The organism is Actinokineospora baliensis, from assembly GCF_016907695.1.
Lineage (GTDB): Bacteria > Actinomycetota > Actinomycetes > Mycobacteriales > Pseudonocardiaceae > Actinokineospora > Actinokineospora baliensis.
Genome location: NZ_JAFBCK010000001.1, coordinates 6,324,072 through 6,350,179 on the forward strand (window position 1 = coordinate 6,324,072; position 26,108 = coordinate 6,350,179).

A 26,108-nucleotide genomic window follows, 5' to 3' on the forward strand; every position below is an offset into this window, starting at 1 on the left:
CATAATCTGGTCACAGATTCGGCGGCTTTCCACGGCTTTTCCTTACAGCCCATGGAGAGTACGCCGATTTTTCATTGTCCGCCCGCTGTCAAGCCCGCCGCGGAGCGCACAGGCGAGGATTCTGCGGCACCACCGGGGTCTTGCCGCAAGCCCCCCGGTGCGCTATACGTTGGAAGGGGAAGCGGTCAGCACCGCTCGCATCCCGGCCACCGCCAACTGGTCCGCCCGCTCGTTCTCCGGGTGCCCGTTGTGCCCCTTCACCCAGTGCCACTCGACCTCGTGCCGCGCCTGCGCCTCGACCAACCGCTGCCACAGGTCGACGTTCTTCACCGGTTGCCGCGCCGAGGTCAGCCACCCGTTGGCCCGCCACTGCGCGACCCACTTGGTGATCCCGTTGCGCACGTACGTGCTGTCGGTGTACATGTGGACGGTCGACGGCCGCTTGAGCGCTTCCAGGGCCTGGATCGGCGCCATCAGCTCCATGCGGTTGTTCGTCGTCTCCTCGGCGAATCCGCCGGAGAGCTCGCGTTCGTGCGAGCCGTAGCGCAGGACCGCGCCCCACCCGCCGGGGCCGGGGTTGGGCGAGCAGGCGCCGTCGGTGTAGATCTCGACGATCACGGGGTGCCGCCGGTGATGTCGGCGGCGAGCTTCTTGGCCGCGTCCTCGGTGAAGTTCCCGGTGATCTGCAGGGAACCCCCGGTGATCGGCGAGGCGATGCGCGGCGCCGAGATCAGCGTGCCGTCGACCATGATCGCCAACTGCTCGTCGACGTGTTCGGTGGTCCACTTGGTGAACAGCGCCGAGGTCGCGGCGGGCAGCTTGATGGTGACCACCCACCCGGATTCGGTCTTCTCCGCGCGCACGTCTTCGAACTCGGTGAACTCGCCGATGGACGGCGCCAGCGTGTACACCGTGTTGTCCGGGCCGATCACCTCGTCGGGACCGGACACCTCCAGGCCCGGTTTCACCGAGGTCACCGGCCGCAGCTCGACCGGGACCCGGGCCTTCACCGGCCCGCTGCCGGGCTGCTCGGTGGGCGCACCCGCGACGGGCTCGCCGCCGCACCCGGCCACCAGTAACCCCGTCAACAGGAACAGGGCGGCGACCAAGGCGGTGAGAACGGGTTTGCGCATGGGAGAGATCCTAGGGCCAAGCACCCGGGCGGCGTCGGCACTTGTCCACAGGGTCAATCCCGCACGGTGACGGCCTGGCCGAGGGCGGCGACCACGCCGCGCGCGTCCGGCAGCACGGTCAACCGCCCGCCGGTGGACGCCGCCAGGTCGCGCAGTGCGGCGCGGTCCGGGTCGCGACCGATCGCGATCACCTCGACCGGCACCGGCTTGTCCTTCTCCCCGGCCCGCCGGATCGCGGCTTTGGCCTGGGACAACGACATCGCGCCGTCCGCGCCGCCGTCGGTGATGACGATGAGCTGGTTCACCCGCCCCGGAACGTATCCCTGCACCGCGGAGCGGTACCCGGCGACGACGGACTCGTAGAAGTCCGTGGCCCCGTTCGCGGTGAGACCGTCCACAGCCGTGTGCAGCGAGGCGCGCCGGTTGACGATGGGTCCTGTCGGCACGGCCACCGCGTACGGCTTGCCCTTCTCCAGTCCGCGCGAGAACGGCCACAGGCCAAGGGATCCGGACACCGTGTAGTCCGCGTACCCCTTCAGCGCCTCCTTGACCCAGTCCAGCCGGGTGCGGCCGTCACCGCCGTCGGTGCCCATGGTCCGCGAGACGTCCACCATGATCGTCACGATGCCGCCGCCCTCGACGGCGTTCGCCCAGGTGGTGGCGATCCGCTGGGTGGTGTTCGGGTCGGACCTGGCGAACCCCGGGACGATCTCGGCCCAGGTCATGCCCATCGCGGCGGTGGGCCGCTCCGGCGCGCCCAGCCCGCGCAGGCCCGCGGCGGAGAACTCCCGCTGCTGCGCGGGTTCTTGCAGGAAGCGGCGGAACCGCTCGGCGGCCTCGGTGCGCACCGGACCCACCTCGGGCCCGGTCAGCGCCACGAACGGGAAGTCGGCGACCGGGGTGGGTCCGTCGGCGACGACCTCCCACAGCGGTCGCTTGGCCGCCGGGCGGCCGTCGTCGCCGAGGTTGCGGCGGAACAGGTCCACCTCCAGGGCGGCCACAGCGCCGTAGAGTGCGTCGACCATCAGCGGGTTCTCGCCGAGCGCGGCCAACGCGGACCTGGTGCTGTCCGGCACGTCGGCCGGTTGCGCCTGCGCCAGCGCGGCGAGCGCGGCGCTGACCGCGGGTTTGGCGAGCACGTTCTGCGTCACCGGGCTTTCCTGCGCGACGCCGACCAGGGTGCTCTGCACGGCGAGCGCGCTGGCCGTGTTGGTCAGCGGCGCGGGCAGCGCGACGGTGAGCCTGCCCCAATCCGGTTCACCGAAACGGGCCCAGCCGCTGGTGTCGGAGGTCAGCGCGGCCAACTCGGCCCAGCGGAACCGGGCGGCGCCGGTGAGCAACCGGGCGGCGGGTTCCGGCGCGGCGAGCACGACCGGGCTGCTGGCGACGGGTTCCGGCGCCGCGGCGAGCAACGCGTCGTCGGTCGCGGCCAACCGGTCGGTCCACAGCGAGGACTCCGGCAGCCACGCGTCCGGGCGGTCGCCGAGTTCGCGGGTGTTCCACTCCCCCACCAGACCGGCGAGGGCGACCGGGGATTCGGCCGAGCTCACGTTGACCCGCACGCAGTGCTCGTCGACCACGGTCGGTCCCGCGTTCCACCGCTTGGCGGCCTCCCGGACCGGCCGCTCGGCCGACGGGGTCACCGCGACCCGCAGCACCTCCGGTCCGGCCGGGCAGCCCTGTTCCCGCGCGGCCGCCTGGTCGATCTTGGCGCTGACCCACCCCCAGCCCGCCCACCCCAGCACCAGCAGGGAGACCAGACCGAGGGCGGCCAGCCCCAGACTCACTCTCTTGCGCCCCCGATGTCGTGACATCACGTCCTTTCCGCGCGACGGATATGCCGGTCCGTGTCCGCGCCAGGCGCAATGCACTCTATTAGGGGAACTGAATGCGTCAACCCGAGTGACTCGGGATGTTTTTCACCGTTACCCGTTGAACTGCTCGGGGTCCGGCCCGGTGCGCTGCCCGTTCTCCAGGCCCGCCAACGAGATCAGGTCGTCGCCGTCGAGCGCGAAGTCGAAGACGTCGACGTTGGCGCGGATCCGCTCCGGGGTGACCGACTTGGGGATCACCACGTTGCCCAGCTGCACGTGCCAGCGCAGGATCACCTGCGCCGGGGTCTTGCCGTGCTTGTCGGCGAGACCGGCGATCACCGGGTCCGACAGCAGCTGGCCGGAGGCGAGCGGGCTCCACGCCTCGGTCGCGATGCCGTGCTCGGCGTGGAAGGCGCGCAGCTCGGTCTGCGGCAGGTTCGGGTGCAGCTCGATCTGGTTGAGCACCGGCACCACGTCGGTCTCGTCGAAGAGCCTGCGCAGGTGCGGGACGTGGAAGTTGGACACGCCGATCGAGCGGGCCCGGCCGTCGGCGCGGATCTTCTCGAACGCCCGCCAGGTGTCGACGTAGGTGTCGCGCGAGGGCGTCGGCCAGTGGATCAGGTACAGGTCGACCTGGTCGAGGCCGAGCCGCTCGAGGCTGGCGTCGAAGGCGCGCAGCGTCGCGTCGTAGCCCTGGTCGGTGTTCCAGAGCTTCGTGGTGACGTGGATCTCCTCGCGCGGCAGACCGGACTCGGCGATCGCCCGGCCGGTGCCGGTCTCGTTGCGGTACGCGGCCGCGGTGTCGATGGCGCGGTAGCCGGCTTCCAGGGCCGTGCTGACCGCGGCGCCGACGACGTCGTCGGGCACCTGCCACACCCCGAAGCCGACCTGCGGGATGGTGGTGCCGTCGTGGAGCGCGACGGCTGGGACGTTCGGCATGGAGTTCCTACCGTTCTGGGGTTGCGGGGTGACACTTCGCCCAACACCGCGGGCGCCCGCCATCTTCCCAGGCCGCAACGGGGGTGGCCCACCGAGAAACCACTCGGCGGGCCACCCTCGACAAACCGCGCTCAGCTGCTGTAGGCGTCCAGCGGCGGGCAGGAGCAGACCAGGTTCCGGTCGCCCTTGGCGCCGTCGATGCGGCGCACCGGCGGCCAGATCTTGGGCGCGCCGTGCCCGGCCGGGAACACCGCGACCTCCCGGCTGTACGGGTGGTCCCACTCACCGGTGATCGACGCCGCGGTGTGCGGGGCGTTGGACAGCGGGTTGTCCGCCAGCGGCCACTCGCCCGCGGCGACCCGGTCGACCTCGTGCTTGATGGCGATCATCGCGGCGCAGAACCGGTCGATCTCGGCGAGGTCCTCGCTCTCGGTCGGCTCGACCATGAGCGTGCCCGCGACCGGGAAGGACATCGTCGGGGCGTGCAGGCCGTAGTCGGCGAGGCGCTTGGCCACGTCGTCGACGGTGATGCCGGTGGCCTTGGTCATCGGCCGCAGGTCCAGGATGCACTCGTGGGCGACGAAGCCGCCCGCGCCGGTGTAGAGGACCGGGAAGTGCTCGTCGAGGCGGCGGGCGATGTAGTTGGCCGAGGCGACCGCGGTCAGCGTCGCCCGGCGCAGGCCGTCGGCGCCCATCATCCGCACGTACGCCCACGAGATCGGCAGGATCGACGCGCTGCCCCACGGCGCGGCGCTGATCGGGCCGACACCGGTCGCGGGGCCCGCGGTGGGCTGCAGCGGGTGGTTGGGCAGGAACGGCGCCAGGTGCGCGCGCACGCCGATCGGGCCGACACCGGGGCCGCCGCCGCCGTGCGGGATGCAGAACGTCTTGTGCAGGTTGAGGTGCGAGACGTCCGAGCCGAACTTGCCGTAGCGGGCCAGGCCGATGAGCGCGTTGAGGTTCGCGCCGTCGACGTAGACCTGACCGCCCGCGTCGTGCACCAGGCCGCAGACCTCGCGCACGGTGTCCTCGTACACGCCGTGCGTGGACGGGTAGGTGATCATGATCGCGGCGAGGTCGGCGCTGTGCTCGGCGACCTTCTTGCGCAGGTCACCCAGGTCGATGTTGCCGTTGTCGTCGCAGGCGACGACGACCACGCGCATACCGGCCATGACGGCGCTGGCGGCGTTGGTGCCGTGCGCGCTGGACGGGATCAGGCAGATGTCGCGCTCACCGTGGCCCTGGGACCGGTGGTAGGCGCGGATCGCCAGCAGACCGGCGAACTCGCCCTGGCTGCCCGCGTTGGGCTGGAGGCTGACCGCGTCGTAGCCGGTCAGCTTCGCCAGCCAGTCCTCCAGGTCGGAGATGATGGTCAGGATGCCCTTGGCGTCCTCGACCGGCGCGAACGGGTGCAGGTCGGCGAAGGCGGGCCAGGTGATCGGCTCCATCTCCGCGGTCGCGTTGAGCTTCATCGTGCACGAGCCCAGCGGGATCATGCTGCGGTCGAGCGCGACGTCCTTGTCCGACAGGGCGCGCAGGTAGCGCAGCAGCGCGGTCTCGGAGCGGTGCGTGGAGAACACCAGGTGGGTCATGAACTCGCTGGTGCGGACCAGGTCGGCGGGCAGCGCGTCCGGGGTGTCGGCGTCGAGCGCGTCGACGTCGGCGCTGACCCCGAACGCCTTCCACACCAGGTCCAGGTGCGCGCGGGTGGTGGTCTCGTCGGCGGCGATGCCGACGGTGTCGGCGTCGGCCAGGCGCAGGTTGACCCCCAGGCCCCTGGCGGCGGAGACGATCTCGGCGGCGCGGCCGGGCACGCGGGCGGACACGGTGTCGAAGAACGCCGTCTCGACGACCTCGACGCCGCCGCGGCGCAGGCCCTCGGCCAGCACCGCGGCCAGCCGGTGGGTGCGGGTCGCGATGGCGCGCAGGCCGTCGGGGCCGTGGTAGACCCCGTACATCGAGGCGACCACGGCCAGCAGCACCTGGGCGGTGCAGATGTTGGAGGTCGCCTTCTCGCGGCGGATGTGCTGCTCGCGGGTCTGCAGCGCGAGCCGGTAGGCGGGCTGCCCGTCGGCGTCGGTGCTGACCCCGACCAGGCGGCCGGGCAGCTGGCGCTCGAGGCCCTTGCCGACGGCCATGTAGCCCGCGTGCGGCCCGCCGAAGCCCATCGGCACGCCGAACCGCTGCGTGGTGCCCACGACGACGTCGGCACCGATCTCGCCGGGCGCCTGCAGCAGGGTCAGCGCGAGCAGGTCGGCGGTGACGGCGACCTTGGCGTCGCGGCCGTGCGCGGTGCGGATGAGCTCGGCGAAGTCGCGCACCGAGCCGGAGGCGCCCGGGTAGGACAGCAGGACGCCGAAGAAGTCGTCGACCGGCAGGCCCTCGGCCAGGTCGTGCACGACGACCTCGATGCCCAGCGGCTCGGCGCGGGTCTCGATCACCGCGATGGTCTGCGGGAAGGTGTCGGCGTCGACGACGAACCGGTTGGACTTGGAGCGGCCCGCGCGGCGCAGCAGCGTCATCGCCTCGGCGGCCGCGGTGGACTCGTCGAGCATGGAGGCGTTGGCGGTGGGCAGGCCCGCCAGGTCGGCGACCATGGTCTGGAAGTTGAGCAGCGCCTCCAGGCGGCCCTGGCTGATCTCCGGCTGGTACGGGGTGTAGGCGGTGTACCAGGCGGGGCTCTCCAGCACGTTGCGCCGGATCACCGGCGGGGTGTGCGTGCCGTAGTAGCCCAGGCCGATCATCTGGGTCAGCGTCCGGTTGCTCGCGGCCAGCTCGCGCAGCTCGGCCAGCGCCTGCACCTCGGTGGCCGGTGCGGGCAGGTCAATGGCCAGGTCGCCCTCGCGGATGGACTCCGGCACGGCGTGCTCGGCGAGCTCCTCCAGCGACCCCACGCCGACGACGTCGAGGATCCTGGACAGCTCGGCGGGGCGGGGACCGACGTGGCGGTCGGCGAACGGGGTGCCGTGCTCGAGCGCGGCGAGCGGGATCCGGTCGGTCGTCAAAGTGGCTCCTCGGGCGTGCAGGGGGGTCGGGCCTGGCACGGGCGGTCCGCCCGTGTGGCCCTCCCCCTCTGTCCGTGCCCGAAGGCGCCTGAGAGCTTCACCGCGCCCCTGCCCGGGACGCGACTTGCACCTTCGGCGGGGCTCCCCGGTCGTGCCGGCTCGCCCGCTTTCCAGAGGCGTCTCACCCGCACGGTCCGTTTGCCTGAGAGGTTCCGGGGAGGATTTGCTCCTTCGGCGCCGTGCCGGTCTGGTGGACCGGACGGACTCTCCCGCACGGGTTCAGCGACGCGTTGACGAGTCTAACCCGTCCAGGGTGCGTTTCTCGTCCGGCAGGGTGCAATTCGATTGCGGACCGGGTGCGGCTACCGGTCGACTGCCCGGTATGGGCTCCACCTTGGACACCGCGGCCGTTCGCGCGGCCTACGACGCGCAGCTGCGCCGTGACCTGCCCCCTTCAGGCGGCGCGGCCACCGCCGAGCGCACCGACCAGCTGACCAGGCACCTCGGGGTGGGGCCGGACGGGTGGTCTGGCGTCGTCTGGTCCTCACTCGACGAGGCGACGGCCGACCAGGTGATCGCGGACACCGTCGCGTGGCTGCGCACGGTCGAGGGCCACGCCGAGTGGAAGCTGCACCACCACGACACCCCCGCTGACCTGGGTGCCCGGCTGACCGCGGCCGGGCTGGTCGCGGACGGGGTCGAGTCGGTGATGGTCGCCGAGGCCGCGGCGGTACCGCACTTCGAACCGCCTGCGGGGGTGCGGCTGGTCGAGGTGGCCGACGACGCGGACATCGACCGCGCGGTGCTGGTGCACGACCTCGCCTTCGGCGGCGACCACAGCGGGCTCGGCAGGCGGATGCGCGTCGGGCTGGCGGCGGGGCTCATGGACGTCGTCCTCGCCGTGGCGGGTGACGAACCGGTCAGCGCCGCCCGCACGGACTACTACCCGGGCACCGAGTTCGCGGGCCTCTGGGGCGGCGGGACCGTCGAGGCGTGGCGCGGCCGCGGGATCTACCGGGCGCTGGTGAGCCACCGGGCACGCCGCGCTGAGCAGCGAGGGGTGCGCTACCTGCAGGTGGACGCGCTGCCGACGAGCCGCCCCATCCTGGAGCGGGTCGGCTTCACCGCGATCGCGCTGACAACCCCGTACACAGTGCCCCGGGGCTAGCCCGCGTTGCGGGCCTTCCTGCGCTGGGTGAGCTCGTCGTCCACCGGCACCTCGACGCCGTCCGCGCGCTCGGCCGGGAACTCGTGGATGGTGCCGCTGATCTCCCGGATGGCGCCGCTGACGGCGATGCCGAACACGCCCTGGCCGCCCTGCAGCAGGTCGACGACCTCCTCCGGCGAGGTGCACTCGTAGACCGTGGTGCCATCGCTGAAGAGGGTGATCCTGGCCAGGTCGCGCACGCCGCGCCTGCGCAGGTGGTCGACCGCGACCCGGATGTTCTGCAGGGACACACCGGTGTCGAGCAGCCGCTTGACGACCTTGAGGACGAGCACGTCCTTGAACGAGTAGAGCCGCTGCGACCCCGAGCCCTGCGCGCTGCGCACGGTCGGCACGACCAGGCCGGTGCGGGCCCAGTAGTCGAGCTGCCGGTAGGTGATGCCCGCGATCTGGCACGCGGCGGGACCGCGGTAGCCGACGAGCTCGTCGGGCAGCGAGGCGTCCGGGAACAGTTCGCCCTGCTCGCCGCCGAAGACGGAGTCAGCCCCAGCGGGACCTTCCTCGAACACGCCTGCCTCCCCTCGTCCGGCCACCGATGTGGCCGGCGAACGAGACCGCCCGTTCCACCCTGCGGAACGCCTCGGTCGAGCGGCGCACACCCGGTCCGGCGGTGGTCGGTGCGGTGGTGCTCGCGCCCCGGCCCGGAGTGTTTCGCTCGTCTGTGACGGTAAGACGGGGGCGCGGGGAGGTCAACGCGACGCGCGGGGAGGGGATGGGAGTCGCTGGTGGGGAGGGTCTTCGCCGGGGAATCAGGCAGCGGTAAGTCGGGGATCAGGAGCAGGTTGTGCGGCGGCTCAGGTGTCGGCGCCGCGGAAGTCCTCGGGCGAGACCGAGTCGAGGAACTCGCGGAACTTCTCCACCTCGTCCTCCTGCTCGTCCGGGATGATCAACCCGGCTTCCTGCAGCACCGAGTCCTCGGCGTGGATCGGCACCCCGACGCGCAGCGCCAGCGCGACCGAGTCGCTCGGCCGCGCGGAGACCCGCACGTCGCCGTCGAAGACCAGTTCGGCGAAGAAGGTGCCCTCGCGCAGATCGGTGATCCGCACCTGTTCCAGTTCGCGGCCGAGCGCGCCGATCACGTCCTTGAGCAGGTCGTGGGTCAGCGGTCTCGCGGGCCGCACCCCCTGCTGCTCCAGGGCGATCGCCGTGGCCTCCACCGATCCGATCCAGATCGGCAGGTACCGCTCTCCCTCGGTCTCGCGCAGCAACAAGATCGGCTGGTTCGCGGGCAACTCCACCCGCACCCCCACGACGCGCATCTCGCTCATCGGGCTCGCCTCCCTCCGCTCGCTGGGGCATCGGCGTCCCGTTCCATCGAGGATCGCTCATCGCCTACTTCGACGCTACCCGCCATCTGGTCCCCACGCCCGCCTATCTCACGTCTCCCGCACAGTGATCGGTTCACCCCGCGCGCCGCCGTGCGCACCCGGCTACCGGCCGGTGACTCTGCGCAGACCGGCCCTCACCAGCAGCGAGTGCAGCGTCACCGTGAGCGCCGCGAGGTCGTCGGCCGCCTCGTCCGCGCGCGCCCGAGCCGCCGGATCACGTTGCCGGAACAGAGGAGTGAGCACCTGCTCGATCAAACCGACCTCGCGGTCGGCCGCGGCGCGGAACGCGCGCAGGTGCCGGGGTTCGATTCCGTACTCCGCCAGCGCGGCCGCGGTCGCGGCGACGGTGAGCGCGTCGCTGTCGAACGACCCGTCGGCGTTGGCGCCCAACAACCCGTACTGCTCCAGTTCGAGCAGGGTCTGCGCCGTGATCCCGCCGCGCTCGACCACTTCGTCGCGGGTGAGCGTGCCGGTCACGGCCAGGGGCAGCGTGATCGCCGGTGTCGAGCCGTCGAACGCGGGGGCGTCGAGCACCGGGACGTCGGGTACCGGGGCCAGACCGCGCGCCGGGCGGGCCACCGTCCCCGGTGGCCCGCCCGAGCGGTCGAGCTGTTGCTTGATGACCTTCAGCGGCAGGTAGTGGTCGCGCTGCGCGGCGAGCACGAAGCGCAGCCTGGCCACGTCCGCCTCGGTGAACCGCCGGTACCCCGACGGCGAGCGCTGCGGGCTGACCAGCCCCTCCGACTCGAGGAAGCGGATCTTGGAGATGGTCACGTCCGGGAAGTCCGGCCGCAGCCGCGCCAGTACGGCGCCGATGCTGGACCCGCCCCTGGGCTGCCGACCCGCGGCCGTCACGCCTCCCTAGGCCCCCGCGCCGGGGCCGGTGAGGAACACCAGGCGGAACTTGCCGATCTGCACCTCGTCGCCACCGGCGAGCACGGCCTGGTCGACCGGCTCGCGGTTGACGTAGGTGCCGTTGAGGCTGCCGACGTCGATCACCACGAACTCGCCGCCCTCGCGGCGGAACTCCGCGTGCCGCCGGGAGACGGTGACGTCGTCGAGGAAGATGTCGCTGTCGGGGTGCCTGCCCGCGCTGGTGGTGTCGCGGTCGAGCAGGAACCGCGACCCCGCGTTGGGGCCGCGCTTGACCACCAGCAGCGCCGAGCCCGCGGGCAGGGCGTCGACACCCGCGACCGCGGGTTCGGGCGCCCGGGCCGCCTGGGCCTCGGGGTCGGTGAGGAAGTCGGCCCGGAAGACCGAAGTCCGCTCCGGAGACTGCTCCGGCGGGACGCCGGGCCCGTCGTTGGTGCTCACCTGAGCTCCTCCTGCTGGTCAGTTGCGCTGAACAGTTGCCAACGTACCGTGCGCGATCAGGCGCCGGGGCAGTGGTACCCCTTCGCGGTCGGCTGGGTGCCGACCGCGGCCCGACCCGCTGGTCAAGATCGTCTCACGCCCGCTCAGGCTTCGGTGAGGGCCTGGTAGGCATCGGCGTCGAGCAGCGCCTCGAGCGCCTCGGGGTCGTCGACCCTGATCTCGATGAGCCACCCCTCGCCGTAGGGGTCGGAGTTGAGCAGGTCGGACTGCTCGGCCACCGCGTCGTTGACCGCCACGACCTCCCCGCTGAGCGGGGCGTAGAGGTCGGAGACGCTCTTGGTCGACTCGACCTCGCCGATCGAGGCGCCCGCCTCGACCCGGTCGCCGAGCTCGGGCAGCTGCACGAACACGACGTCGCCGAGCTGCTGCTGGGCGTACTCGGTGATGCCGACGCGGACCAGGTCGTCGGCCTTGGTCGCCACCCACTCGTGCTCGTCGGTGTAGCGGAGTTCTTCGGGAATCACTCGAGCCCTCTTTCGGACCTTGACCCTGATGGTGGCGCAGAGCTTAAACGGCGGCGCTCCCGGCCAACCGCAGCGCCGCTCGTGTCTGCACGAGGTACAGCAAGCCGGACCAGATGAACAAGAGCCCGCCCCAGATGACGAACGCGTAGGCGACCGGCCGGACCACCGAGGCGAGGGTGGAACCGCCTTGGGCCAACAAGAGCAACGGGAACGCGTACATCAGGTTGAACGTCGCTGCCTTACCGACGTAGGTGACCTCGGGCGGGGCGAACCCGCCCCGGCGCAGCACGAGGATGCACCCGCCGACGAGCACGTCGCGGGCGACCAGCAGCGCCGCGACCCACCACGGCACGATGTCGCGCGCGACGAAGGCGACGATCGTGACCAGCGTGTAGAGCCGGTCGGCCGCCGGGTCCAGCAGGGCGCCGAGCCTGCTGGTCTGGTCGAGCCAGCGCGCGATCTTGCCGTCCAGCCAGTCGCTGAGCCCGCTGAACAGCAGCACGACCAGCGCCCAGCCATCGGCCTTGGGCACCAGCAGCAGGTACAGGAACAGCGGCACCCCGGCCAGCCGCAGCATGCTCAGGATGTTCGGGATCGTCCACACGCGATCCGCCGAAGCGCTTTCTCCCCGCTCCGCCCTCTCTTCCCGCAGCTCAGCCATGCGGGAAGAGTAGGGCAGGCGGGAGACGACTACGCCCGGTGGTTCATCCCCTCGAAAAGACCATTCCCAGTCCCCCCAGTTTCCCCAGTCCCCAGTTGACCCCCGGCTCCGTGCCGGGCCCCGGACTAGTCCTCGCGGCGGTGCGTCCAGCCCTGCCGCTCGAGAGCGGTGGGGCTGAGCGCGGTCGGCCTGCCGAACGCGTCGAGACCGACCCAACGGGCCGCTCCCCCGGTGTACTCCAGCACGTAAGCGTGCCCCTGGCTCCAGACCACGCTGCACGGCGCGGTCGGCAGGGTCGGCCCGGATCCGGATCCGGCCTGGTGAGAGATCGTTTCGGTACTCATCGGCTTACCTCCGCTCCGGACGTCGGCAACCGAGGAGTGTGTGTTAGCTCTCTCGGCGGCCGAATCGAACTGAATCGATGCGATCCCACCCCGTGACCGCGCTAAGCCAACGGCTTGCGCTCGGGATGGGAAGGCGTCAGGTGCGGACGGTCGCGACGGTGTCGACCAGCGCGGCGCAGAAGGCGGGCAGGTCGTCGGGGTTGCGGCTGGTGATCAGCGGGGCGTTGCCGGAGTGGTCGACCACCACCTGTTCGTCGACCCAGTCCGCGCCCGCGTTGCGCAGGTCGGTGCGCAGGCTCGGCCACGACGTCAGGGTCCTGCCGCGCACGACATCGGCCTCGACCAGCGTCCACGGGCCGTGGCAGATGGCCGCGACGGGCTTGCCGGAGTCGACAAAGGACTTGGCGAACGCCACGGCCCTCGGGTCGGTCCGCAGGAAATCGGGGTTGGCGACCCCACCTGGCAGCACCAGGCCGTCGAACTCGGCGGCCTCGACCTGGTCGACGGTCTTGTCCACCGGGAAGGTGTCGGCCTTGTCCAGGTGGTGGTAGGCCTGCACCTCGCCGGACTCGGTGGAGACCAGCACGGGCTTGCCGCCCGCCTTCGCCACCGCCTGCCACGGTTCGGTGAGCTCCACCTGTTCGATGCCCTCCGGCGCCACGAGGAACGCGATCGTGCGGTCGGTGAGGGCTGCCATGGCTGATTCCTTCCGGTCGGGTGCACAGCAGGGGTGCCCATCGGGGACGATCCCAATCATGGGGACAGTGGACAGCGAGCTGGTCGACGCTCTGGTCGGGGTGGTCGGGGCTGGGCACGTGCTGACGGATCCGGAGGTGGTGGCGGGGTTCGCCACCGACTGGACGGGGCGGTTCACCGGTTCGGCGGGGGCGGTGGCGCGGCCCGCGGATCGGGACGAGGTCGCCGGGGTCTTGCGGGTGTGCCGCGAGCTGGGTGTGCCGGTTGTGCCGCAAGGGGGCAACACCGGACTCGTGGGGGGCGGGATCCCTTACGGGGGCGGGGTTGTGCTGAGCCTGACGCGGTTGGACCACCTCGGGCCCGTGGATCCGGTGACCCGCCAGGTGACCGCCGGGGCTGGGGTGACCCTTGCCGCGCTGACCGCGCACGCGGCGGCTGCCGGGCTGGACTTCGCGATCGACATCGCCTCCCGCGACAGCGCCACCGTGGGTGGGCTCCTCGCGACGAACGCGGGCGGGTTGCGGGTTCTGCGCTGGGGGTCCACACGCGACCAAGTGGCCGATGTCGAAGCGGTGTTGGCCGACGGTCAGGTGGTCGGCGGTGTTACCGGGCTGCCCAAGGACAGCACCGGGTACGACCTCGCCGGGGCTCTGGTCGGCAGCGAGGGCACGCTCGCGGTGATCACAGCGGCACGACTGCGTCTGATTCCCGCGTTCACCGAACGCGCTACGGCGACACTTGCCTTCGACCGAACTGAAGACGCGGTGGCAGCCATTGCGGCCCTTCGTGTTCTGCCGTCCCTGACTTCCGCCGAGGTCTACTACGACGACGGCCTGCGCCTGGTCTGCGCGCACAGGCGGATACCCCCGCCCTTCGCGACGACCTACCCGACGTATCTGCTCGTGGAGTGCGCCGACAACGAGGACCCCACCGAAGCCCTCGGCGCGGTCGTCGAAACGCTTGTGGGACTGAGAGATTCGGCGCTCGCGGTCGACGAGCCAGCCCGCCGTGCACTGTGGACACATCGCGAAGCGCACGCTGAAGCGATCAACGCCCTGGGGCCGCCGCTGAAGCTCGACGTCGGTGTGCCACCAGCCCAAGCGGCGGAGTTCGAACGCGAGATCCGTGCGATGGCGGCGGAAGTCGCGCCCGCGGCAACAACAGTCCTCTTCGGACACCTCGCCGAGGGCAACTTCCACGTCAACGTGGTCGGCGCGGATGAACGGGCGGACGCGCTGACCGACCGGGTGCTGCGCGCGGCGGCGGCCAGGGGCGGCACGATCTCGGCCGAGCACGGGGTCGGGGTCGCCAAGGCGGCCTGGCTGGGGTTGACCCGGTCCCCCGCCGAGCGCGCCCTCTACCGGGCCATCAAGCACGCCTGGGACCCGGACCGCGTGCTCAACCCGGACGTTCTTGTTGCCGATCCGGCAACATAGTTTGCGAGTTCGCGGTTCACCCCCGCATCATCGGAGCCATGACTCACCACCACGGGACCCACCAGCACGGGCACCAGCAGACCGAGCCGCGCGACCCCGCCGAGTTCTGGGAGGGCTTCTACGCCGAGAAGGACCAGATCTGGTCGGGCAACCCCAACGACCTGCTCGTCCGCGAGGTCACCGACCTGCCACCGGGCACCGCGCTCGACCTGGGCTGCGCCGAGGGCGGCGACGCGGTCTGGCTCGCCGAGCGGGGGTGGGCGGTGACCGGGGTGGACGTGTCGGCGACCGCGCTCGGCCGGGCACTGGAACTGGCCACGGCCCGGGGCGTCGCAGGCTCGATCACCTTCGAGCGGCACGACCTGAACGCGACCTTCCCCGAAGGCCGGTTCGACCTGGTGTGCGCCCAGTTCTTCCACTCCCCCGTCGAGCAGGAGGGCGAGCGGCAGCGGACGCTGCGCCGGGCGTCGGAGGCCGTGGCGCCCGGTGGCGTGCTGCTGATCGTCAGCCACTACGGGTGGCCCACCTGGATGACCGAGCCGCGCCACGACGTGCACTTCCCCGGCACCGACGAGGTGCTGGCGTTCCTGGAGCTCGACGACCGGTGGACCGTGGAGCTCGCCGAGGTCGTGACCCGGCCCTCGACCAGCCCGGACGGTGTCGAGGGCACGCGCTCGGACCACGTGGTCCGGGCCCGGCTAGCGGCCTAGGTCGGGGAAATCCTCCTCGGTGAACTCGCCCGCCGCGGTGGCGCCGCCGCCGTGGATCTGCTGTTCGCGACCGCGCAGTTCCACCCGGCGGATCTTGCCGGAGATCGTCTTGGGCAGTTCGGCGAACTCCAGGCGGCGGATCCGCTTGTACGGCGAGAGGTGCTCGCGCGCGAAGGCGAGGATCGAGCGGGCGGTGTCCGCGTCCGGTTCGTGCCCCGCGGCGAGCACCACGTACGCCTTGGGGACCGCGAGCCGGATCGGGTCCGGCGACGGGACCACCGCGGCTTCGGCGACCGCCGGGTGCTCGATGAGGACGCTCTCCAACTCGAAGGGGGAGATCCGGTAGTCCGAGGCCTTGAAGACGTCGTCGGCGCGGCCGACGTAGGTGATGTAGCCGTCCTCGTCGCGCGACCCGACGTCGCCGGTGTGGTAGCGGCCGTCGCGCATCGCGTCGGAGGTGCGGTCGTCGTCATCGGCATAGCCGGTCATCAGACCCACGGGCCGGTCGGCGAGCACGACGCAGATCTCGCCCTCGTCGGCGGGTTCGCCGGTGGCCGGGTCGACGAGGTCGATGGTGAAGCCGGGCAGCGGTCTGCCCATGGAGCCCGGTTTCACCCGCTGCCCGGGGGTGTTGGCGACCTGGACGCTGGTCTCGGTCTGCCCGAAGCCGTCGCGGATCGTGACACCCCAGGCGCGGGAGACCTGGTCGATCACTTCGGGGTTCAACGGCTCCCCCGCGCCGACGACCTTGGTCGGTGGGGTGGCCAGCAGGCCGAGATCGGATTGGATCAGCATCCGCCACACAGTCGGCGGGGCGCAGAAACTGGTGACACCGCAGCGGTCCATCTGCGCCATCAAGCCGACGGGGTCGAACCGCGTGTAGTTGTGGATGAACACCGTCGCCTCGGCGTTCCACGGCGCGAAGACGTTGCTCCAGGCGTGCTTGGCCCAGCCGGGCGACGAGATGTTGAGGTGGACGTCCCCCGGCTCCAGGCCGATCCAGTACATCGTCGACAGGTGCCCCACCGGGTACGACACGTGGGTGTGCTCGACGAGCTTCGGTCGCGCGGTCGTGCCGGAGGTGAAGTACAGCAACAGGGTGTCGTCGGCCTTGGTGGGGCCATCAGGGCTGTAGTCGGCGGACGCTTGGGCTGAATCCGCGTAGTTGAGCCAACCTTCGACCGGGTCCCCGACCGCGATGCGGGTGTACTCGCCTGGCACGTCGTCGAACTTGGCCGTGTCCGCGGAGCGGGCCACGACGTGTCGCGCCCGGCCGCGGTCGACGCGGTCCCGCAGATCGGCGGGGGCCAACAGGGTGGTGGCGGGGATGATCACGGCGCCGAGCTTGATCGCGGCCAGGATCGTCTCCCAGAGCTCACCCTGGTTGCCGAGCATCAGGACGAGCCGGTCGCCCCGCGCGACGCCCCGCTCGCGCAGCCAGACCGCGACCTGGCTGGACCGCCTGGACAGCTCAGCGAAGGTCCACTTCCGCTCGGACCCGTCCTCCTCCACGATCCACAACGCCAACCGGTCGGCAGTGGGCCCCTCGGCGGCGACCACGTCGAACCAGTCCAGCGCCCAGTTGAACCCGGCAGGCCTAGGCCAGGCGAACCCGTCCCGCGCGGCGTCGTAGTCCTCGCGGTGGTGCAGCAGGAAGTCCCTGGCGGCGCGGAAGTCCTGGGTCGGATCAGCCACTGCTGCTCCCCTTCTGGTCGGCGGCTCTTGGTCGGTGGCTGCCGGTCGGTGGCTGCCAGTCGGTTGCTCCTGGTCGGTGGCTCCCGGGCGGTGGCTCCCGGGCGGCGGCTCCCGGGCGGCGGCTCCCGGGCGGCGGCTCCCGGGCGGCGGCTGCCAGTCGGCGGCTCCCGGGCGGCGGCTCCCGGGCGGCGGCTCCCGGGCGGCGGCTGCCAGTCGGCGGCTCCCGGGCGGCGGCTCCCGGGCGGCGGCTCCCGGGCGGCGGCTCCCGGGCGGCGGCTGCCAGTCGGCGGCTCCTGGTCGGCGGGGGGAGCTCGATGCGGTGAACTTGTTTGCGCGGGGCCCCTGCGCCACCCGTGGCAGGACCGCAAAAGCCGGGGCCGAAAAGCATGGCCCTGCAGCGAGGCAAGGCTACGGATACCGCCACCCCACGCAAAACAAGTCCACCGCATCGAGCGCTTGGCACCGTCGTCGGCTACGGCTGCGGCCTGCGCGAGCCTGCAGCGATCCGGACGAGCCTGCACCAGGCAGCCCGGGTTGGGGCTATTGGCCGGTGAACTTCGGTGGCCTGCGCTCCAGGAACGCCTGGACGGCCTCGCCGAGGTCCTTGCTGGGCAGGAACGCCGCGTTCCAGGCCGCGACGTACCTCAGGCCGTCGGCGACCCGGCGTTCGCGCTCGTGGCCCAGTACGTCCTTGGTGCCCTGGACGACCAGCGGCGGGTTGGCGGCGATGTCCGCGGCCAACTGCCTCGCCGCGGCCAGCACGGCGGCCTGGTCGGGGTGCACGTCGTTGACGAGCCCGATGCGCAGCGCCCGTTCGGCGTCGATGTCCTTGCCGGTGAGGGCGAGCTCGCGCAGGTGCCCTTCGCCGATGACGCCGCCCAGCCGCTGCAGGCTGCCCAGGTCGGCGACGATGGCGACCTTGACCTCCCGGAGGCTGAACTTGGCGTCGGCGCTGGCGACCCTGATGTCGGCCGCGGCGATCACGTCCAGCCCGGCGCCGATGCACCACCCGCTGACTGCGGCGACCACCGGCTTGCGGCACGCGGCCACGGCGGTGACGGCGTCCTGCAGCGCCCGGATCTCGCCGAGGAACCGGGTGCGCGGCGCGGCGAGGGCTCCGTCGCCGAGCAGGTCACCCCAGGTGGGCATCATCGCGGGCAGGTCGAGCCCGTAGGAGAAGTTGGCGCCGCTACCAGTAAGGACAACGGCCCGCACCTCCGGATCCGCGTCCAAGCCGCCGAACACGACCGGCAGCTCCCGCCAGAGGTCCGGCCCCAAGGCGTTGCCCTTACCGGGCCCGAGCAGGGTTACCTCGGCCACGTGGTCGGCCACCTCGACCGCGACCGACACCAGGTTCTCCGTCATACCGGCGACATTACTAGTCGGTAACCAGATCGGACACTTCCCCCGATCGTGTGGCGTCGTGATCACCTGGGCGCGCCGGGTGCCGGGGTAGGTTCCTGGCGCAAGCCGGGTAGCGAGGAGAACTGCGGATGGCGAACCAGAGCGTGATGTCCACGCCGATCTTCGACCAGCTGTTGCGCGAGATGACCGAGGGCGCGGCGGCGGCGGAGCAGCAGCAGGACGGCGCGCAGCCGGTCGGCACCCCCGCGCCGAAGCCGAGCCAGGGCGGCAGGCGGCGGGCCCGCACCAGCTGAGCAGTGGGAACGCTCCCCCGGATGGCGCTCGGCATAGTCATTTGACACGGTCGGTCCGCATTCAGAGACTCGCTGTATGGACATGGGGGATACTCGCTCGACCCTGCACGGGATGCGCGCGCTCGCGCACCCGTTGCGGATGCGCATCCTGTCGCTGGTGACCGACCGCGCGATGAGCGCGGCCGAGGTCGCCAGGGAGCTCGGCGACAGCCAGCCCAACATCAGCTACCACCTGCGCAAGCTCGCCGACGCCGGTCTGGTGGAGATCGTGGAGGAGGTGCCGATCCGCGGCGGCATCGCCAAGCGGTACCGGCACATCCCGCCCGCGGTGGCCGCGCCGCGCGACCCGGGAGACGACCACCTGATCACCTCGGCCCTGGTGGCCGGGCTGGGTGCGCGCACCGCGCGGCGCGCACCGGGCGCCGAGACCGCCACCGACGCCGAGCTGTGGGTGGACCCGCAGGTGTGGCGCGATACGGTGGCGCACGTGCGGGAGATGAGCCTGCGGCTGCGCGACGCGGCGCAGCCGCCGAGGACACCGGGCACGGTCCGGGTCAGCACCACGATCTCGATGTTCGAGATGGACCGCTGTTGACCTCGTCGGCCGGGATGCTCGCCCCGCTGCGCGTGCCGATGTTCCGCAGGCTGGCCATCGGCCGGATCACCACCTACATCGGCAACGCCATCGCGCCGGTCGCGCTGGCGTTCGCCGTGCTCGACCTGACCGGGTCGGTGGTGGCGCTCGGCGTGGTGGTCGGCGCGCGGTCCATCGCGAACGTGCTGCTGCTGCTCATGGGCGGCGTCCTGGCCGACCGGTTGCCCCGCGGGGTCATCCTGCAGGGCGCGAGCCTGGCCGCCGCCGCCTCGCAGGCGGCGACGGCGCTGGCCGTGCTCCTCGACTTCGCCTCGATCCCGCTGCTGGTGGTGCTCAGCGTGGTCAACGGCGCGGTCGCCGCGGCGTCGCTGCCCGCCGCGTCCGCGCTGACCCCGCAGACGGTGCCGCCCGGCATGATCCGCCAGGCCAACGCCGTGGTCAGGATGGGGATCAACTCGGCGCTGATCACCGGCGCCTCCCTCGGCGGAATGTTGGCCGCGTTGACCAGCCCCGGCTGGGCGATGGCCGCGACCGCGGCGGTGTTCCTGGTGGCGTCGTTCTGCTACGCGCGGGTGCGAGCACCGGAGATCGCCGAGAGCGAGCCGACCCGGCCGCTGGCCGACCTGCGCGCGGGCTGGGCCGAGTTCACCGCCCGCACCTGGGTCTGGTCGATCGTGCTGGCGTTCATGGTGGTCAACGCGGCGATCACCGGCGGCATGCAGGTGCTGGGCCCGTCCATCGCCGACTCCACCTTCGGCCGACTGGCCTGGGGTTTCATCCTCGGCGCGCAGACCGTCGGCGCCCTGGTCGGCGGCATCGTCGCCAGCCGTTGGCAGCCGCGCCGAGCACTGCTGTTCGGCACCGCCCTGATCGCGGTCGAGGCCGTGCCGCTGCTGGTCCTGGCGCACGCGCCCGCCGTGATCCCGATGCTCGTGGCCATGTTCGTCGGCGGCATCGCGATCGAGCAGTTCGGCATCGCCTGGGACGTGTCCCTGCAGGAGAACGTCCCCCAAGACCGCCTGGCCCGCGTCTACTCCTACGACGCCGTCGGCTCCTTCATCGCCCTCCCGCTCGGCGAGATCGCCGTCGGCCCGCTGGCCATCCACTTCGGCACGGCCGCCACGCTGACCGGTCTCGCCGTGCTCGTCCTGCTGGCCATCCTGGCCGCTTCACTCACGCCCAGCGTCCGCGGTCTGATCCGCCAACCGAGCCCCGCCTAGCACTGGATTTCGTCCACCGCCGCGCACGGGTTCGAGCCGTCGTCCTGGCGGGTGGCGAGCTTGCGCAGCAGGTCGCGCAGCAGGTCCCGTTCCTGGGCGGCCAGCGGGGCCAAGACGTGTTCCTCGACGCGGCGCAGCGCTTCGGCGGTCTCCGCGAAGCGCGCTAATCCGGTCTCTGTGGCGGAAAGCAGGCGAGCGCGGCGATCGGCGGGGTCGGGGCGGCGCTCGACGAGGCCGGAGCGCTCGAGGTCGTCGATGAGGTAGGTCATCACGGTCTTGTCCAGCCCGAGGCGGTGCGCCAGGACCTGCTGGCTGCACGACTCGCCAGTGGTGGCGCTGGCGAGGACCTGGTAACCGCGGGGTCCGCCGGGCAGGTCGGCGAGCACCTCCTCGGCCGCGCGCACGTAGCCGCGGAACACCACGCCCAGCGCCCACCCCAGATCGGACTCGACGGCGGGTGTGGTCACCGTCGCATCCTACCGAGGGGACGTGGACAGCGAATCCCTCCGCGTGCAAGATAGTCTGCAGTACAGACGATCTGCCCAACGGAGGACTTCCCGTGAACCTGTTCCGCCTCGACAGCAGCATCCGCCACACCGGCTCGGTCAGCCGCGCCGTCGCCGACACGGTCACCGACAACTGGCTGGCCGCGCACCCGAACGGCACCATCACCCGCCGAGACCTGGTGACCGACGGATTACCCCCCACCGCCTGGACCGACGCCCTGGCCGCAGCCGCCGTCCCCGCCGACGAGCGCACCCCCGCCCACCTCGCGGCCCTCACCCTGGCCACCGCGATCGCGGATGAGGTAGCCGCCGCCGACTCCCTGGTCATCGCGACCCCGCTCTACAACTTCGGCATCTCCCACCACCTCAAGGTCTGGATCGACCTGCTGCTCACCGACCCCCGCTTCGCCCCCGGAACCCAGCCCCTAGTCGGCAAGCAAGCCGCCCTAGTCATCGCCCGAGGCGGCGGCTACTCCCCCGGCACCCCCCGAGAGGGCTGGGACCACGCCACCCCCTGGCTAACCCGAATCCTCCAAGACGTCCTGGGCGCACAGGTGTCGGTCATCCCCGCCGAACTGACCCTGGCCACCACGGTTCCGTCGATGGCAGAGCTGATCCCGTTGGCGGAGCAGTCGGTGAGCGCCGCACACGAACTGGCGGCTAGCACTGGTCGGGCGTTCGCGGAGCGGGTTGCCGTGTAGGTGCTGTTCCATGGCGACAGCGCCACCCACCAAGTCCACAAAGGACCAGTTCGCGCCATGTCACGACTCGGACACGCCGGTAACACAACGGGACCGCACCCCGACTCTTCGCACAGTGAAATAGGGCAACCGTCCGTGTCCGGACAGTCCCCGAACGCACACGAGCGGAAGGCGTCTCGACCATGGACATCGCGGAGCGGGCCCAGGCCCTGGCATTGAAGATCCGCAAGCACAAGGCGACGATCGAGACCGAGGAAGCGACGAAGAACGCCTTCGTGATGCCGTTCATCAGCCTGGTGCTCGGCTACGACGTGTTCAACCCGGCCGAGGTCATCCCCGAGTTCACCGCCGACGTCGGGACCAAGAAGGGCGAGAAGATCGACTACGCGCTGGTCCACAACGGACAGGTGCAGATCCTGGTCGAGGCCAAGAAGGTCAACGACCCGCTGCGGGTGGAGCACGCCTCCCAGCTCTTCCGCTACTTCTCGGTGACCAACGCCAGGATCGCGATCCTCACCAACGGCGAGGTGTACCAGTTCTACACCGACCTCGACGCGCCGAACCGGATGGACTCGAAGCCCTTCCTGGTCCTGGACTTCAGCGACGTCGACACCACCCTGCTGCCGGAACTGGCGAAGCTGAGCAAGGACTCGTTCGACCTCGACTCCGTGATCAGCGCGGCGGGCGAGCTCAAGTACATCGGCCAGATCAAGCGCGTCCTGGCGGCGGAGTTCAAGGAGCCCTCCGAGGCCTGGGTCCGCTACTTCACCACCAAGGTCTACGACGGCTCGTTCACCCAACGGGTGCGGGAGCAGTTCACCACCCTCGTCGACAAGGCGATGCGCCAGTTCCTCAACGAGCAGGTCAACGACCGGCTCAAGAGCGCCCTCGGCGGGCCGGACTCGTTCGTCAGCGTGTCGAACGCGGCGGAACCCGCGCCCGCCGAGGCGGAGGTCGAGGCACAGGCACCCGCACCGGGCGAGACTGATCTCGTCACGACGGAGGAGGAACTCGAGGGCTACCGGGTGGTCCGCGCGATCGTCTGCAGCGAGGTCGCCAGCAACCGCGTAGTCGGCCGGGACACGAAGACCTACTTCGGCGTCCTGCTCGACGACAACAACCGCAAGCCGATCGCCCGGTTGTGGTTCAACCGGACGAAGAAGTACCTCGGCGTGTTCGACGAGAACAAGGTGGAGACGAGGTTCGCGTTGGAGCGGGTGGAGGACATCTACCAGTACGCAGACCGGCTGCGGGCGACTGTGGCGCGGTATGGCGCGGGAGTGGTGATTCCGAGTCCCGCTGGGGAGGCGTTGGTGCCTGCGGTGGCGGAGTGAGGATCATGCTCGTGCTTCGCCGTTGACTTGTCCACAACGGGCTTGGTTGTGCACAGGGGTTCTCTGTTGCTCGGGTTTGTCGGTGTGTCTCGGTAAGCTGTGTATCGGGGGGTCTTGTGGCGGGTGATCTTCGTTGGACGCCTCGCCTTCGGCATCGCGCGCCGATCCGCGATTTGAGTGCGGGCTCGATGTGGTGGACCTGTTTTGCGTGGGGCCCCTACGACAGCCGTGGCAGGACCGCAAAGCAGGGGCCGAAAAGCGTGGCCCTGTCCGCGCAGGAACGCTACGACTGCCGCTCCCCCACACAAAACAGGTCCACCCCATCGAGCAGTTGGCACCAGCGACTTCCGGGAGCGGTGGCTGGGTTCGGTGGGCTGACTCGGTGGGTTGGGTTTGGGTGGCTGACTCGGTGGGTTGAGGTGGCACCGGCGCTTCCGGGAGCGGTGGCTGGGTTCGGTGGGCTGGCTCGGTGGGTTGAGGTGGCACCGGCGGCTTCTGGGAGCGGTTATGGGGCTGGCGGGGTTGGCTCGGTGGGTTGGGTTGGGCGGGCTGGCTCGGTGGGTTGAGGTGGCACCGGCGGCTTCTGGGAGCGGTTATGGGGCTGGCGGGGCTGGCCCGGTGGGCTGGGGTGGCACCAGCGACTTCTGGGAGCGGTGGCGGGGTTGGCTCGGAGAGCGAACGGGCTGGCTCGGGAAGTGTTCTGCCCCAAGGGTCTAGGGCGTGGTGAGGAGCCGCGCGGTTTCCGGACAGGGGATTAACTGTCTATTCAAGCGGCGATTTGTTGGTTCTTGTGTTCGATGTATACCTCGTGCGGTGGGCGGTAGCCTATCGCTGAGTGAAGTCGTCGGCGATTATACCAGAACTCGATGTAGCGAGTGATGTGCTGCCGGGCTTCGTCTCGGGTGGAGTAAGCCGTCCGGTTGACGCATTCGTTTTTGAGTGTGCCGAAGAACGATTCGGCCATCGCGTTGTCGAAACAGATTCCGGTTCGCCCTGCTGATTGCTTCAACCGGAGGCTGGTGAGGACGTTGTGGTACTCGGTGGACATGTAATTGCTGCCGCGGTCGCTGTGGAATATCGCACCGTCGGCGAGTGGGCGGTTTCGGGCCGCGTTGCGGATAGCGCGGCTGATGAGCGGTGTCTGGTAGTTGTCGTCCATCGCGTAGCCGATCACTTCTTTCGTGCAGCAATCCAGCACGGTGGCCAGGTAAAGCCAGCCTTCCATCGTGGGAACGTAGGTGATGTCGCCGACCAGCTTGCGTCCCGGCGCGGGCGCGGTGAAGTCACGGCCGACCAGGTCGCCCACCGGCGCGGCCGCCGCGGTGGTCAGCCCGAACCGCCGGGGTCTTGGCTGGCAGGGAACCAGCCCCAGTTCACGCATGAGGTGCCGGACCAGTTCAACACCCACGCACACGCCTGCCCGCCGCAACTGGGCATGGACCCGCCGGTGGCCGTAAGTCGAGTCCGAGGCCTCGAACGCGTCCCGGATAAACGCTTTCAGCTCCTCTCGCCGTCGCGCGGTGGCCGATTCCGCCCGGCCGCGCCATTCGTAGTAGCCGGACCTGGAAACGTCGAGCAGTCGGCACATGAACAGGACTGGATACGCGTACTTCGCAGGTTCAAGTCGCATCGTTTCGATGAACTCGTACTTGCTGACTACTCGGCATCCTTCGCGAAGTACGCTGCGGCTTTTTTCAGGAAAGACACTTCCATCTCGAGTTCGCGGTTACGGCGTTCCAACTCTCGTAGTCGCGCTCGTTCGTCCGTTGCCAACGGCTCCGACACGGCGACGGCCGAGTCCGCGCCTTGTTCCCGCTCATAGCTCCGCACCCATACACGCAGTGTCTCCGAGTTCATATTCAACTCGCGCGCCGTCTCGGCGATCGGCCGTTTCGACCGCAACGCCATCTGAACTGCTTCCTCACGAAACTCCGGCGAGTACGGACTCCGATGGGCCACGTGCACTCCCTCAACTTCCCGACAGGACAATCTTACTGGGTTCCTGTCCGGAAACCTCGAGGCCCCTCATGGGGCTGGTGGTGCGTTGGCGTGGGAGGAGGAAGGGGGTGGCGAGGAGTAGGAGTCCGGCTAGGGCGATCGCCGTTCGGGGGGTGGTGTGGTGGGCTAGGTAGCCCCACAGGAGGGTGGTTGCGGCGATGGTGAGGCTGCTGCTGATGGACCACGCCGTAAGCAGGCGGGTGTGGTGGGTGGGGGTGGTGTGGGTCAGGCGGTAGGCGGCGAGGGTGGGGGTGTGGATGCTGATGGAGATGATCAGGGCGAACTGGGTCAATAGGACGGTGACCAGGCCGGGGAGGCCGGGTTGGGTGAAGGCCAGGCCCAGGGGGCATAGGGCGCGCAGGGTTCCGGTCGTGTTCAAGACGATCGCCGGGGTGTAGTGGGAAGCTAGGCGAGGGGCTAGGCGGGAGCCGAGTAGGCCTGCTGTGCAGGGGAGGGCGAAAGCCAGGGTGTACTGCCAGGCGGGGAAGTTCAGGTGGGTGAGCATGAGGACGGCCACTTGGGGTTCCGCGGCCATGATGAGGGCGTTGACCGCGAGGGTGTTGGTGAAGTGGCGGCGCAGGGGGCGGTTGGCGAAGATGTGGCGCCAGCCTTCGATGAGGTCGGACCAGCGGCGAGACACCTTGCTGGGCCGCGGTGGTTCTGGGGTGCGGATCGCGGAGATTCCCAAGGCGGACAACAGGTAGCTCACCGCGTCCAGGGTGGTTGTGGCCACTGGGCCCAAGAATGACACTGCGGCCGCGCCGACGGGTGGGCCGATCACGGTGGCGGACCAGGTGGTGGATTCGAGGCGGCTGGTGGCCAGGAGGAGCCGGTCGGCGGGGATGAGGGTTCGCAGGTACGCGCCGCTGGCTGCGGCGGAGGCGATCTTGGCAGTGGCGGTGGTCGTGGCGACGATCAGCAGGTGGGGGAAGGTGAGGGCGCCTAGGGCGTAAGCCACGGGGATGGTGAGGAGGGCGGCGAAGCGGGTGAGGTCCATTGTGATCATCACGGGTCGTTTGGCGCGGCCCTCCATCCACGGGCCCAGGGGGACGGCCAGCAGGGCACCGATCACGAGGCCGGACGACGCCAGCGCGGCCACCTCGGTCGAGGTGGCGTGGAGCACCGTGATGGCGATGATCGAGAACGCACCGAAGGCGAGGCCGGTGCCGTACGCGCTCACGGCGTAGGCGGCCCACAGCCAGCGGAAGGACCGGCCGAGCGCGGAAGTCATGCGGGCCAGCCAAACCGATGACCGGGGGCAGGCACCAACAA

Annotated in this window: 27 protein-coding genes and 1 riboswitch; of the genes, 8 read left to right on the forward strand and 19 right to left on the reverse strand. The window is 70.6% G+C overall.

Features of this window, described 5'->3' with window-relative positions:
- Nucleotides 1-162: 162 nt before the first annotated feature.
- The 5 genes from rnhA to gcvP form a co-directional block, all read right to left on the reverse strand.
- Nucleotides 163-618: a ribonuclease HI gene (gene rnhA, locus JOD54_RS28100; protein ID WP_204454913.1), complete on the reverse strand. Its 456-nt coding sequence runs from the start codon at nucleotides 616-618 to the stop codon at nucleotides 163-165.
- Nucleotides 615-1,133, reverse strand: a complete 519-nt coding sequence (locus JOD54_RS28105; protein ID WP_204454915.1) for a SecDF P1 head subdomain-containing protein — start codon at nucleotides 1,131-1,133, stop codon at nucleotides 615-617. The genes rnhA and JOD54_RS28105 overlap by 4 nt, the downstream gene beginning before the upstream one ends.
- Before the next feature lie 53 nt (nucleotides 1,134-1,186).
- Nucleotides 1,187-2,920 (reverse strand): substrate-binding domain-containing protein, encoded by a 1,734-nt coding sequence (locus JOD54_RS28110; RefSeq protein WP_204454918.1) that lies wholly within the window; start codon nucleotides 2,918-2,920, stop codon nucleotides 1,187-1,189.
- A 138-nt stretch (nucleotides 2,921-3,058) separates the two neighbouring features.
- Complete coding sequence (locus JOD54_RS28115; RefSeq protein ID WP_204454920.1) at nucleotides 3,059-3,886, reverse strand: aldo/keto reductase; 828 nt, start codon at nucleotides 3,884-3,886, stop codon at nucleotides 3,059-3,061.
- 131 nt (nucleotides 3,887-4,017) lie between these two features.
- Entirely contained in the window at nucleotides 4,018-6,891 is a 2,874-nt protein-coding gene (gene gcvP, locus JOD54_RS28120; RefSeq protein WP_204454923.1) for an aminomethyl-transferring glycine dehydrogenase, read from the reverse strand.
- Between the two features lie 180 nt (nucleotides 6,892-7,071).
- Nucleotides 7,072-7,173: riboswitch (glycine riboswitch) on the reverse strand.
- Nucleotides 7,174-7,273: 100 nt separating this feature from the next.
- Here gcvP and JOD54_RS28125 point away from each other — a divergent pair.
- Complete coding sequence (locus JOD54_RS28125) at nucleotides 7,274-8,059, forward strand: GNAT family N-acetyltransferase (protein WP_204454925.1); 786 nt, start codon at nucleotides 7,274-7,276, stop codon at nucleotides 8,057-8,059.
- Here JOD54_RS28125 and JOD54_RS28130 read toward each other — a convergent pair.
- The 8 genes from JOD54_RS28130 to JOD54_RS28165 form a co-directional block, all read right to left on the reverse strand.
- On the reverse strand, nucleotides 8,056-8,625 hold the full coding sequence (locus JOD54_RS28130) for a MerR family transcriptional regulator (RefSeq protein ID WP_204454928.1): 570 nt from the start codon (nucleotides 8,623-8,625) through the stop codon (nucleotides 8,056-8,058). The two genes, JOD54_RS28125 and JOD54_RS28130, sit on opposite strands and share 4 nt — an antisense overlap.
- Nucleotides 8,626-8,910: 285 nt before the next feature.
- Nucleotides 8,911-9,384 carry a bifunctional nuclease family protein gene (locus JOD54_RS28135; RefSeq protein WP_054046144.1) on the reverse strand — a complete coding sequence of 158 codons (474 nt, stop codon included), beginning with the start codon at nucleotides 9,382-9,384 and terminating at the stop codon, nucleotides 8,911-8,913.
- 162 nt (nucleotides 9,385-9,546) lie between these two features.
- On the reverse strand, nucleotides 9,547-10,299 hold the full coding sequence (gene ftsR / locus JOD54_RS28140; RefSeq protein WP_204454930.1) for a transcriptional regulator FtsR: 753 nt from the start codon (nucleotides 10,297-10,299) through the stop codon (nucleotides 9,547-9,549).
- Between the two features lie 6 nt (nucleotides 10,300-10,305).
- Nucleotides 10,306-10,758, reverse strand: coding sequence for a glycogen accumulation regulator GarA (gene garA / locus JOD54_RS28145; RefSeq protein WP_204454932.1), 453 nt, complete (start codon nucleotides 10,756-10,758; stop codon nucleotides 10,306-10,308).
- Between the two features lie 143 nt (nucleotides 10,759-10,901).
- Nucleotides 10,902-11,282 carry a glycine cleavage system protein GcvH gene (gene gcvH / locus JOD54_RS28150; RefSeq protein WP_204454934.1) on the reverse strand — a complete coding sequence of 127 codons (381 nt, stop codon included), beginning with the start codon at nucleotides 11,280-11,282 and terminating at the stop codon, nucleotides 10,902-10,904.
- A gap of 43 nt (nucleotides 11,283-11,325) precedes the next feature.
- A complete protein-coding gene (gene clsA, locus JOD54_RS28155; RefSeq protein ID WP_204454937.1) occupies nucleotides 11,326-11,943 on the reverse strand; it encodes a cardiolipin synthase ClsA in 618 nt (205 codons plus the stop codon).
- 125 nt (nucleotides 11,944-12,068) lie between these two features.
- Entirely contained in the window at nucleotides 12,069-12,287 is a 219-nt protein-coding gene (locus JOD54_RS28160; protein ID WP_204454939.1) for a hypothetical protein, read from the reverse strand.
- Nucleotides 12,288-12,423: 136 nt separating this feature from the next.
- Nucleotides 12,424-12,984 (reverse strand): type 1 glutamine amidotransferase domain-containing protein, encoded by a 561-nt coding sequence (locus JOD54_RS28165; RefSeq protein ID WP_204454941.1) that lies wholly within the window; start codon nucleotides 12,982-12,984, stop codon nucleotides 12,424-12,426.
- Nucleotides 12,985-13,042: 58 nt separating this feature from the next.
- Between JOD54_RS28165 and JOD54_RS28170 the strand changes: the two genes are divergently transcribed.
- Both JOD54_RS28170 and JOD54_RS28175 read left to right on the forward strand, forming a co-directional pair.
- On the forward strand, nucleotides 13,043-14,419 hold the full coding sequence (locus JOD54_RS28170) for an FAD-binding oxidoreductase (protein ID WP_204454943.1): 1,377 nt from the start codon (nucleotides 13,043-13,045) through the stop codon (nucleotides 14,417-14,419).
- A gap of 38 nt (nucleotides 14,420-14,457) precedes the next feature.
- Nucleotides 14,458-15,129 (forward strand): SAM-dependent methyltransferase, encoded by a 672-nt coding sequence (locus JOD54_RS28175; protein ID WP_204454945.1) that lies wholly within the window; start codon nucleotides 14,458-14,460, stop codon nucleotides 15,127-15,129.
- On the opposite strand, the gene JOD54_RS28180 is transcribed toward JOD54_RS28175, so the two are convergent.
- Nucleotides 15,118-16,824, reverse strand: coding sequence for an AMP-binding protein (locus tag JOD54_RS28180; protein WP_204454947.1), 1,707 nt, complete (start codon nucleotides 16,822-16,824; stop codon nucleotides 15,118-15,120). The two genes, JOD54_RS28175 and JOD54_RS28180, sit on opposite strands and share 12 nt — an antisense overlap.
- Nucleotides 16,825-17,364: 540 nt before the next feature.
- The gene (locus JOD54_RS28185; protein ID WP_204454950.1) at nucleotides 17,365-18,189 is read right to left on the reverse strand and encodes a crotonase/enoyl-CoA hydratase family protein; all 825 of its coding nucleotides are present in this window, start codon (nucleotides 18,187-18,189) and stop codon (nucleotides 17,365-17,367) included.
- A 128-nt stretch (nucleotides 18,190-18,317) separates the two neighbouring features.
- On the opposite strand from JOD54_RS28185, the gene JOD54_RS28190 reads away from it, so the two are divergent.
- From JOD54_RS28190 to JOD54_RS28200, 3 genes are all read left to right on the forward strand, one after another.
- Entirely contained in the window at nucleotides 18,318-18,482 is a 165-nt protein-coding gene (locus tag JOD54_RS28190; protein ID WP_204454952.1) for a hypothetical protein, read from the forward strand.
- 76 nt (nucleotides 18,483-18,558) lie between these two features.
- A complete protein-coding gene (locus JOD54_RS28195) occupies nucleotides 18,559-19,077 on the forward strand; it encodes an ArsR/SmtB family transcription factor (protein WP_239573534.1) in 519 nt (172 codons plus the stop codon).
- A gap of 14 nt (nucleotides 19,078-19,091) precedes the next feature.
- Nucleotides 19,092-20,297 carry an MFS transporter gene (locus JOD54_RS28200; RefSeq protein WP_204456751.1) on the forward strand — a complete coding sequence of 402 codons (1,206 nt, stop codon included), beginning with the start codon at nucleotides 19,092-19,094 and terminating at the stop codon, nucleotides 20,295-20,297.
- Here JOD54_RS28200 and JOD54_RS28205 read toward each other — a convergent pair.
- Entirely contained in the window at nucleotides 20,294-20,764 is a 471-nt protein-coding gene (locus JOD54_RS28205; RefSeq protein WP_204454953.1) for a MarR family winged helix-turn-helix transcriptional regulator, read from the reverse strand. The two genes, JOD54_RS28200 and JOD54_RS28205, sit on opposite strands and share 4 nt — an antisense overlap.
- 92 nt (nucleotides 20,765-20,856) lie before the next feature.
- Between JOD54_RS28205 and JOD54_RS28210 the strand changes: the two genes are divergently transcribed.
- Together JOD54_RS28210 and JOD54_RS28215 are read left to right on the forward strand one after the other, a co-directional pair.
- A complete protein-coding gene (locus tag JOD54_RS28210) occupies nucleotides 20,857-21,504 on the forward strand; it encodes an FMN-dependent NADH-azoreductase (RefSeq protein WP_204454955.1) in 648 nt (215 codons plus the stop codon).
- A gap of 182 nt (nucleotides 21,505-21,686) precedes the next feature.
- Nucleotides 21,687-22,838 carry a type I restriction endonuclease gene (locus tag JOD54_RS28215; RefSeq protein ID WP_204454957.1) on the forward strand — a complete coding sequence of 384 codons (1,152 nt, stop codon included), beginning with the start codon at nucleotides 21,687-21,689 and terminating at the stop codon, nucleotides 22,836-22,838.
- Nucleotides 22,839-23,604: 766 nt separating this feature from the next.
- Here JOD54_RS28215 and JOD54_RS28220 read toward each other — a convergent pair.
- Genes JOD54_RS28220 through JOD54_RS28225 form a run of 3 tightly spaced genes read right to left on the reverse strand, consistent with a single transcriptional unit; the run spans nucleotide 23,605 to nucleotide 26,067 of the window.
- Nucleotides 23,605-24,468 carry an IS3 family transposase gene (locus JOD54_RS28220; RefSeq protein ID WP_372440355.1) on the reverse strand — a complete coding sequence of 288 codons (864 nt, stop codon included), beginning with the start codon at nucleotides 24,466-24,468 and terminating at the stop codon, nucleotides 23,605-23,607.
- 26 nt (nucleotides 24,469-24,494) lie between these two features.
- Nucleotides 24,495-24,803 carry a transposase gene (locus tag JOD54_RS36095; RefSeq protein WP_372440261.1) on the reverse strand — a complete coding sequence of 103 codons (309 nt, stop codon included), beginning with the start codon at nucleotides 24,801-24,803 and terminating at the stop codon, nucleotides 24,495-24,497.
- A gap of 4 nt (nucleotides 24,804-24,807) precedes the next feature.
- Entirely contained in the window at nucleotides 24,808-26,067 is a 1,260-nt protein-coding gene (locus JOD54_RS28225) for an MFS transporter (protein WP_204454961.1), read from the reverse strand.
- Nucleotides 26,068-26,108: the final 41 nt, after the last annotated feature.

Coding starts and splice junctions, on each gene's coding strand:
- JOD54_RS28105 (WP_204454915.1), bottom strand. CDS start 1,133: ATGCGCAAACCCGTTCTCACCGCCTTGGTCGCCGCCCTGTTCCTGTTG.
- JOD54_RS28115 (WP_204454920.1), bottom strand. CDS start 3,886: ATGCCGAACGTCCCAGCCGTCGCGCTCCACGACGGCACCACCATCCCG.
- JOD54_RS28125 (WP_204454925.1), top strand. CDS start 7,274: ATGGGCTCCACCTTGGACACCGCGGCCGTTCGCGCGGCCTACGACGCG.
- JOD54_RS28135 (WP_054046144.1), bottom strand. CDS start 9,384: ATGAGCGAGATGCGCGTCGTGGGGGTGCGGGTGGAGTTGCCCGCGAAC.
- clsA (WP_204454937.1), bottom strand. CDS start 11,943: ATGGCTGAGCTGCGGGAAGAGAGGGCGGAGCGGGGAGAAAGCGCTTCG.
- JOD54_RS28160 (WP_204454939.1), bottom strand. CDS start 12,287: ATGAGTACCGAAACGATCTCTCACCAGGCCGGATCCGGATCCGGGCCG.
- JOD54_RS28165 (WP_204454941.1), bottom strand. CDS start 12,984: ATGGCAGCCCTCACCGACCGCACGATCGCGTTCCTCGTGGCGCCGGAG.
- JOD54_RS28170 (WP_204454943.1), top strand. CDS start 13,043: ATGGGGACAGTGGACAGCGAGCTGGTCGACGCTCTGGTCGGGGTGGTC.
- JOD54_RS28175 (WP_204454945.1), top strand. CDS start 14,458: ATGACTCACCACCACGGGACCCACCAGCACGGGCACCAGCAGACCGAG.
- JOD54_RS28185 (WP_204454950.1), bottom strand. CDS start 18,189: ATGACGGAGAACCTGGTGTCGGTCGCGGTCGAGGTGGCCGACCACGTG.
- JOD54_RS28190 (WP_204454952.1), top strand. CDS start 18,318: ATGGCGAACCAGAGCGTGATGTCCACGCCGATCTTCGACCAGCTGTTG.
- JOD54_RS28195 (WP_239573534.1), top strand. CDS start 18,559: ATGGACATGGGGGATACTCGCTCGACCCTGCACGGGATGCGCGCGCTC.
- JOD54_RS28200 (WP_204456751.1), top strand. CDS start 19,092: ATGCTCGCCCCGCTGCGCGTGCCGATGTTCCGCAGGCTGGCCATCGGC.
- JOD54_RS28215 (WP_204454957.1), top strand. CDS start 21,687: ATGGACATCGCGGAGCGGGCCCAGGCCCTGGCATTGAAGATCCGCAAG.
- JOD54_RS28220 (WP_372440355.1), bottom strand. CDS start 24,468: ATGCGACTTGAACCTGCGAAGTACGCGTATCCAGTCCTGTTCATGTGC.
- JOD54_RS28225 (WP_204454961.1), bottom strand. CDS start 26,067: ATGACTTCCGCGCTCGGCCGGTCCTTCCGCTGGCTGTGGGCCGCCTAC.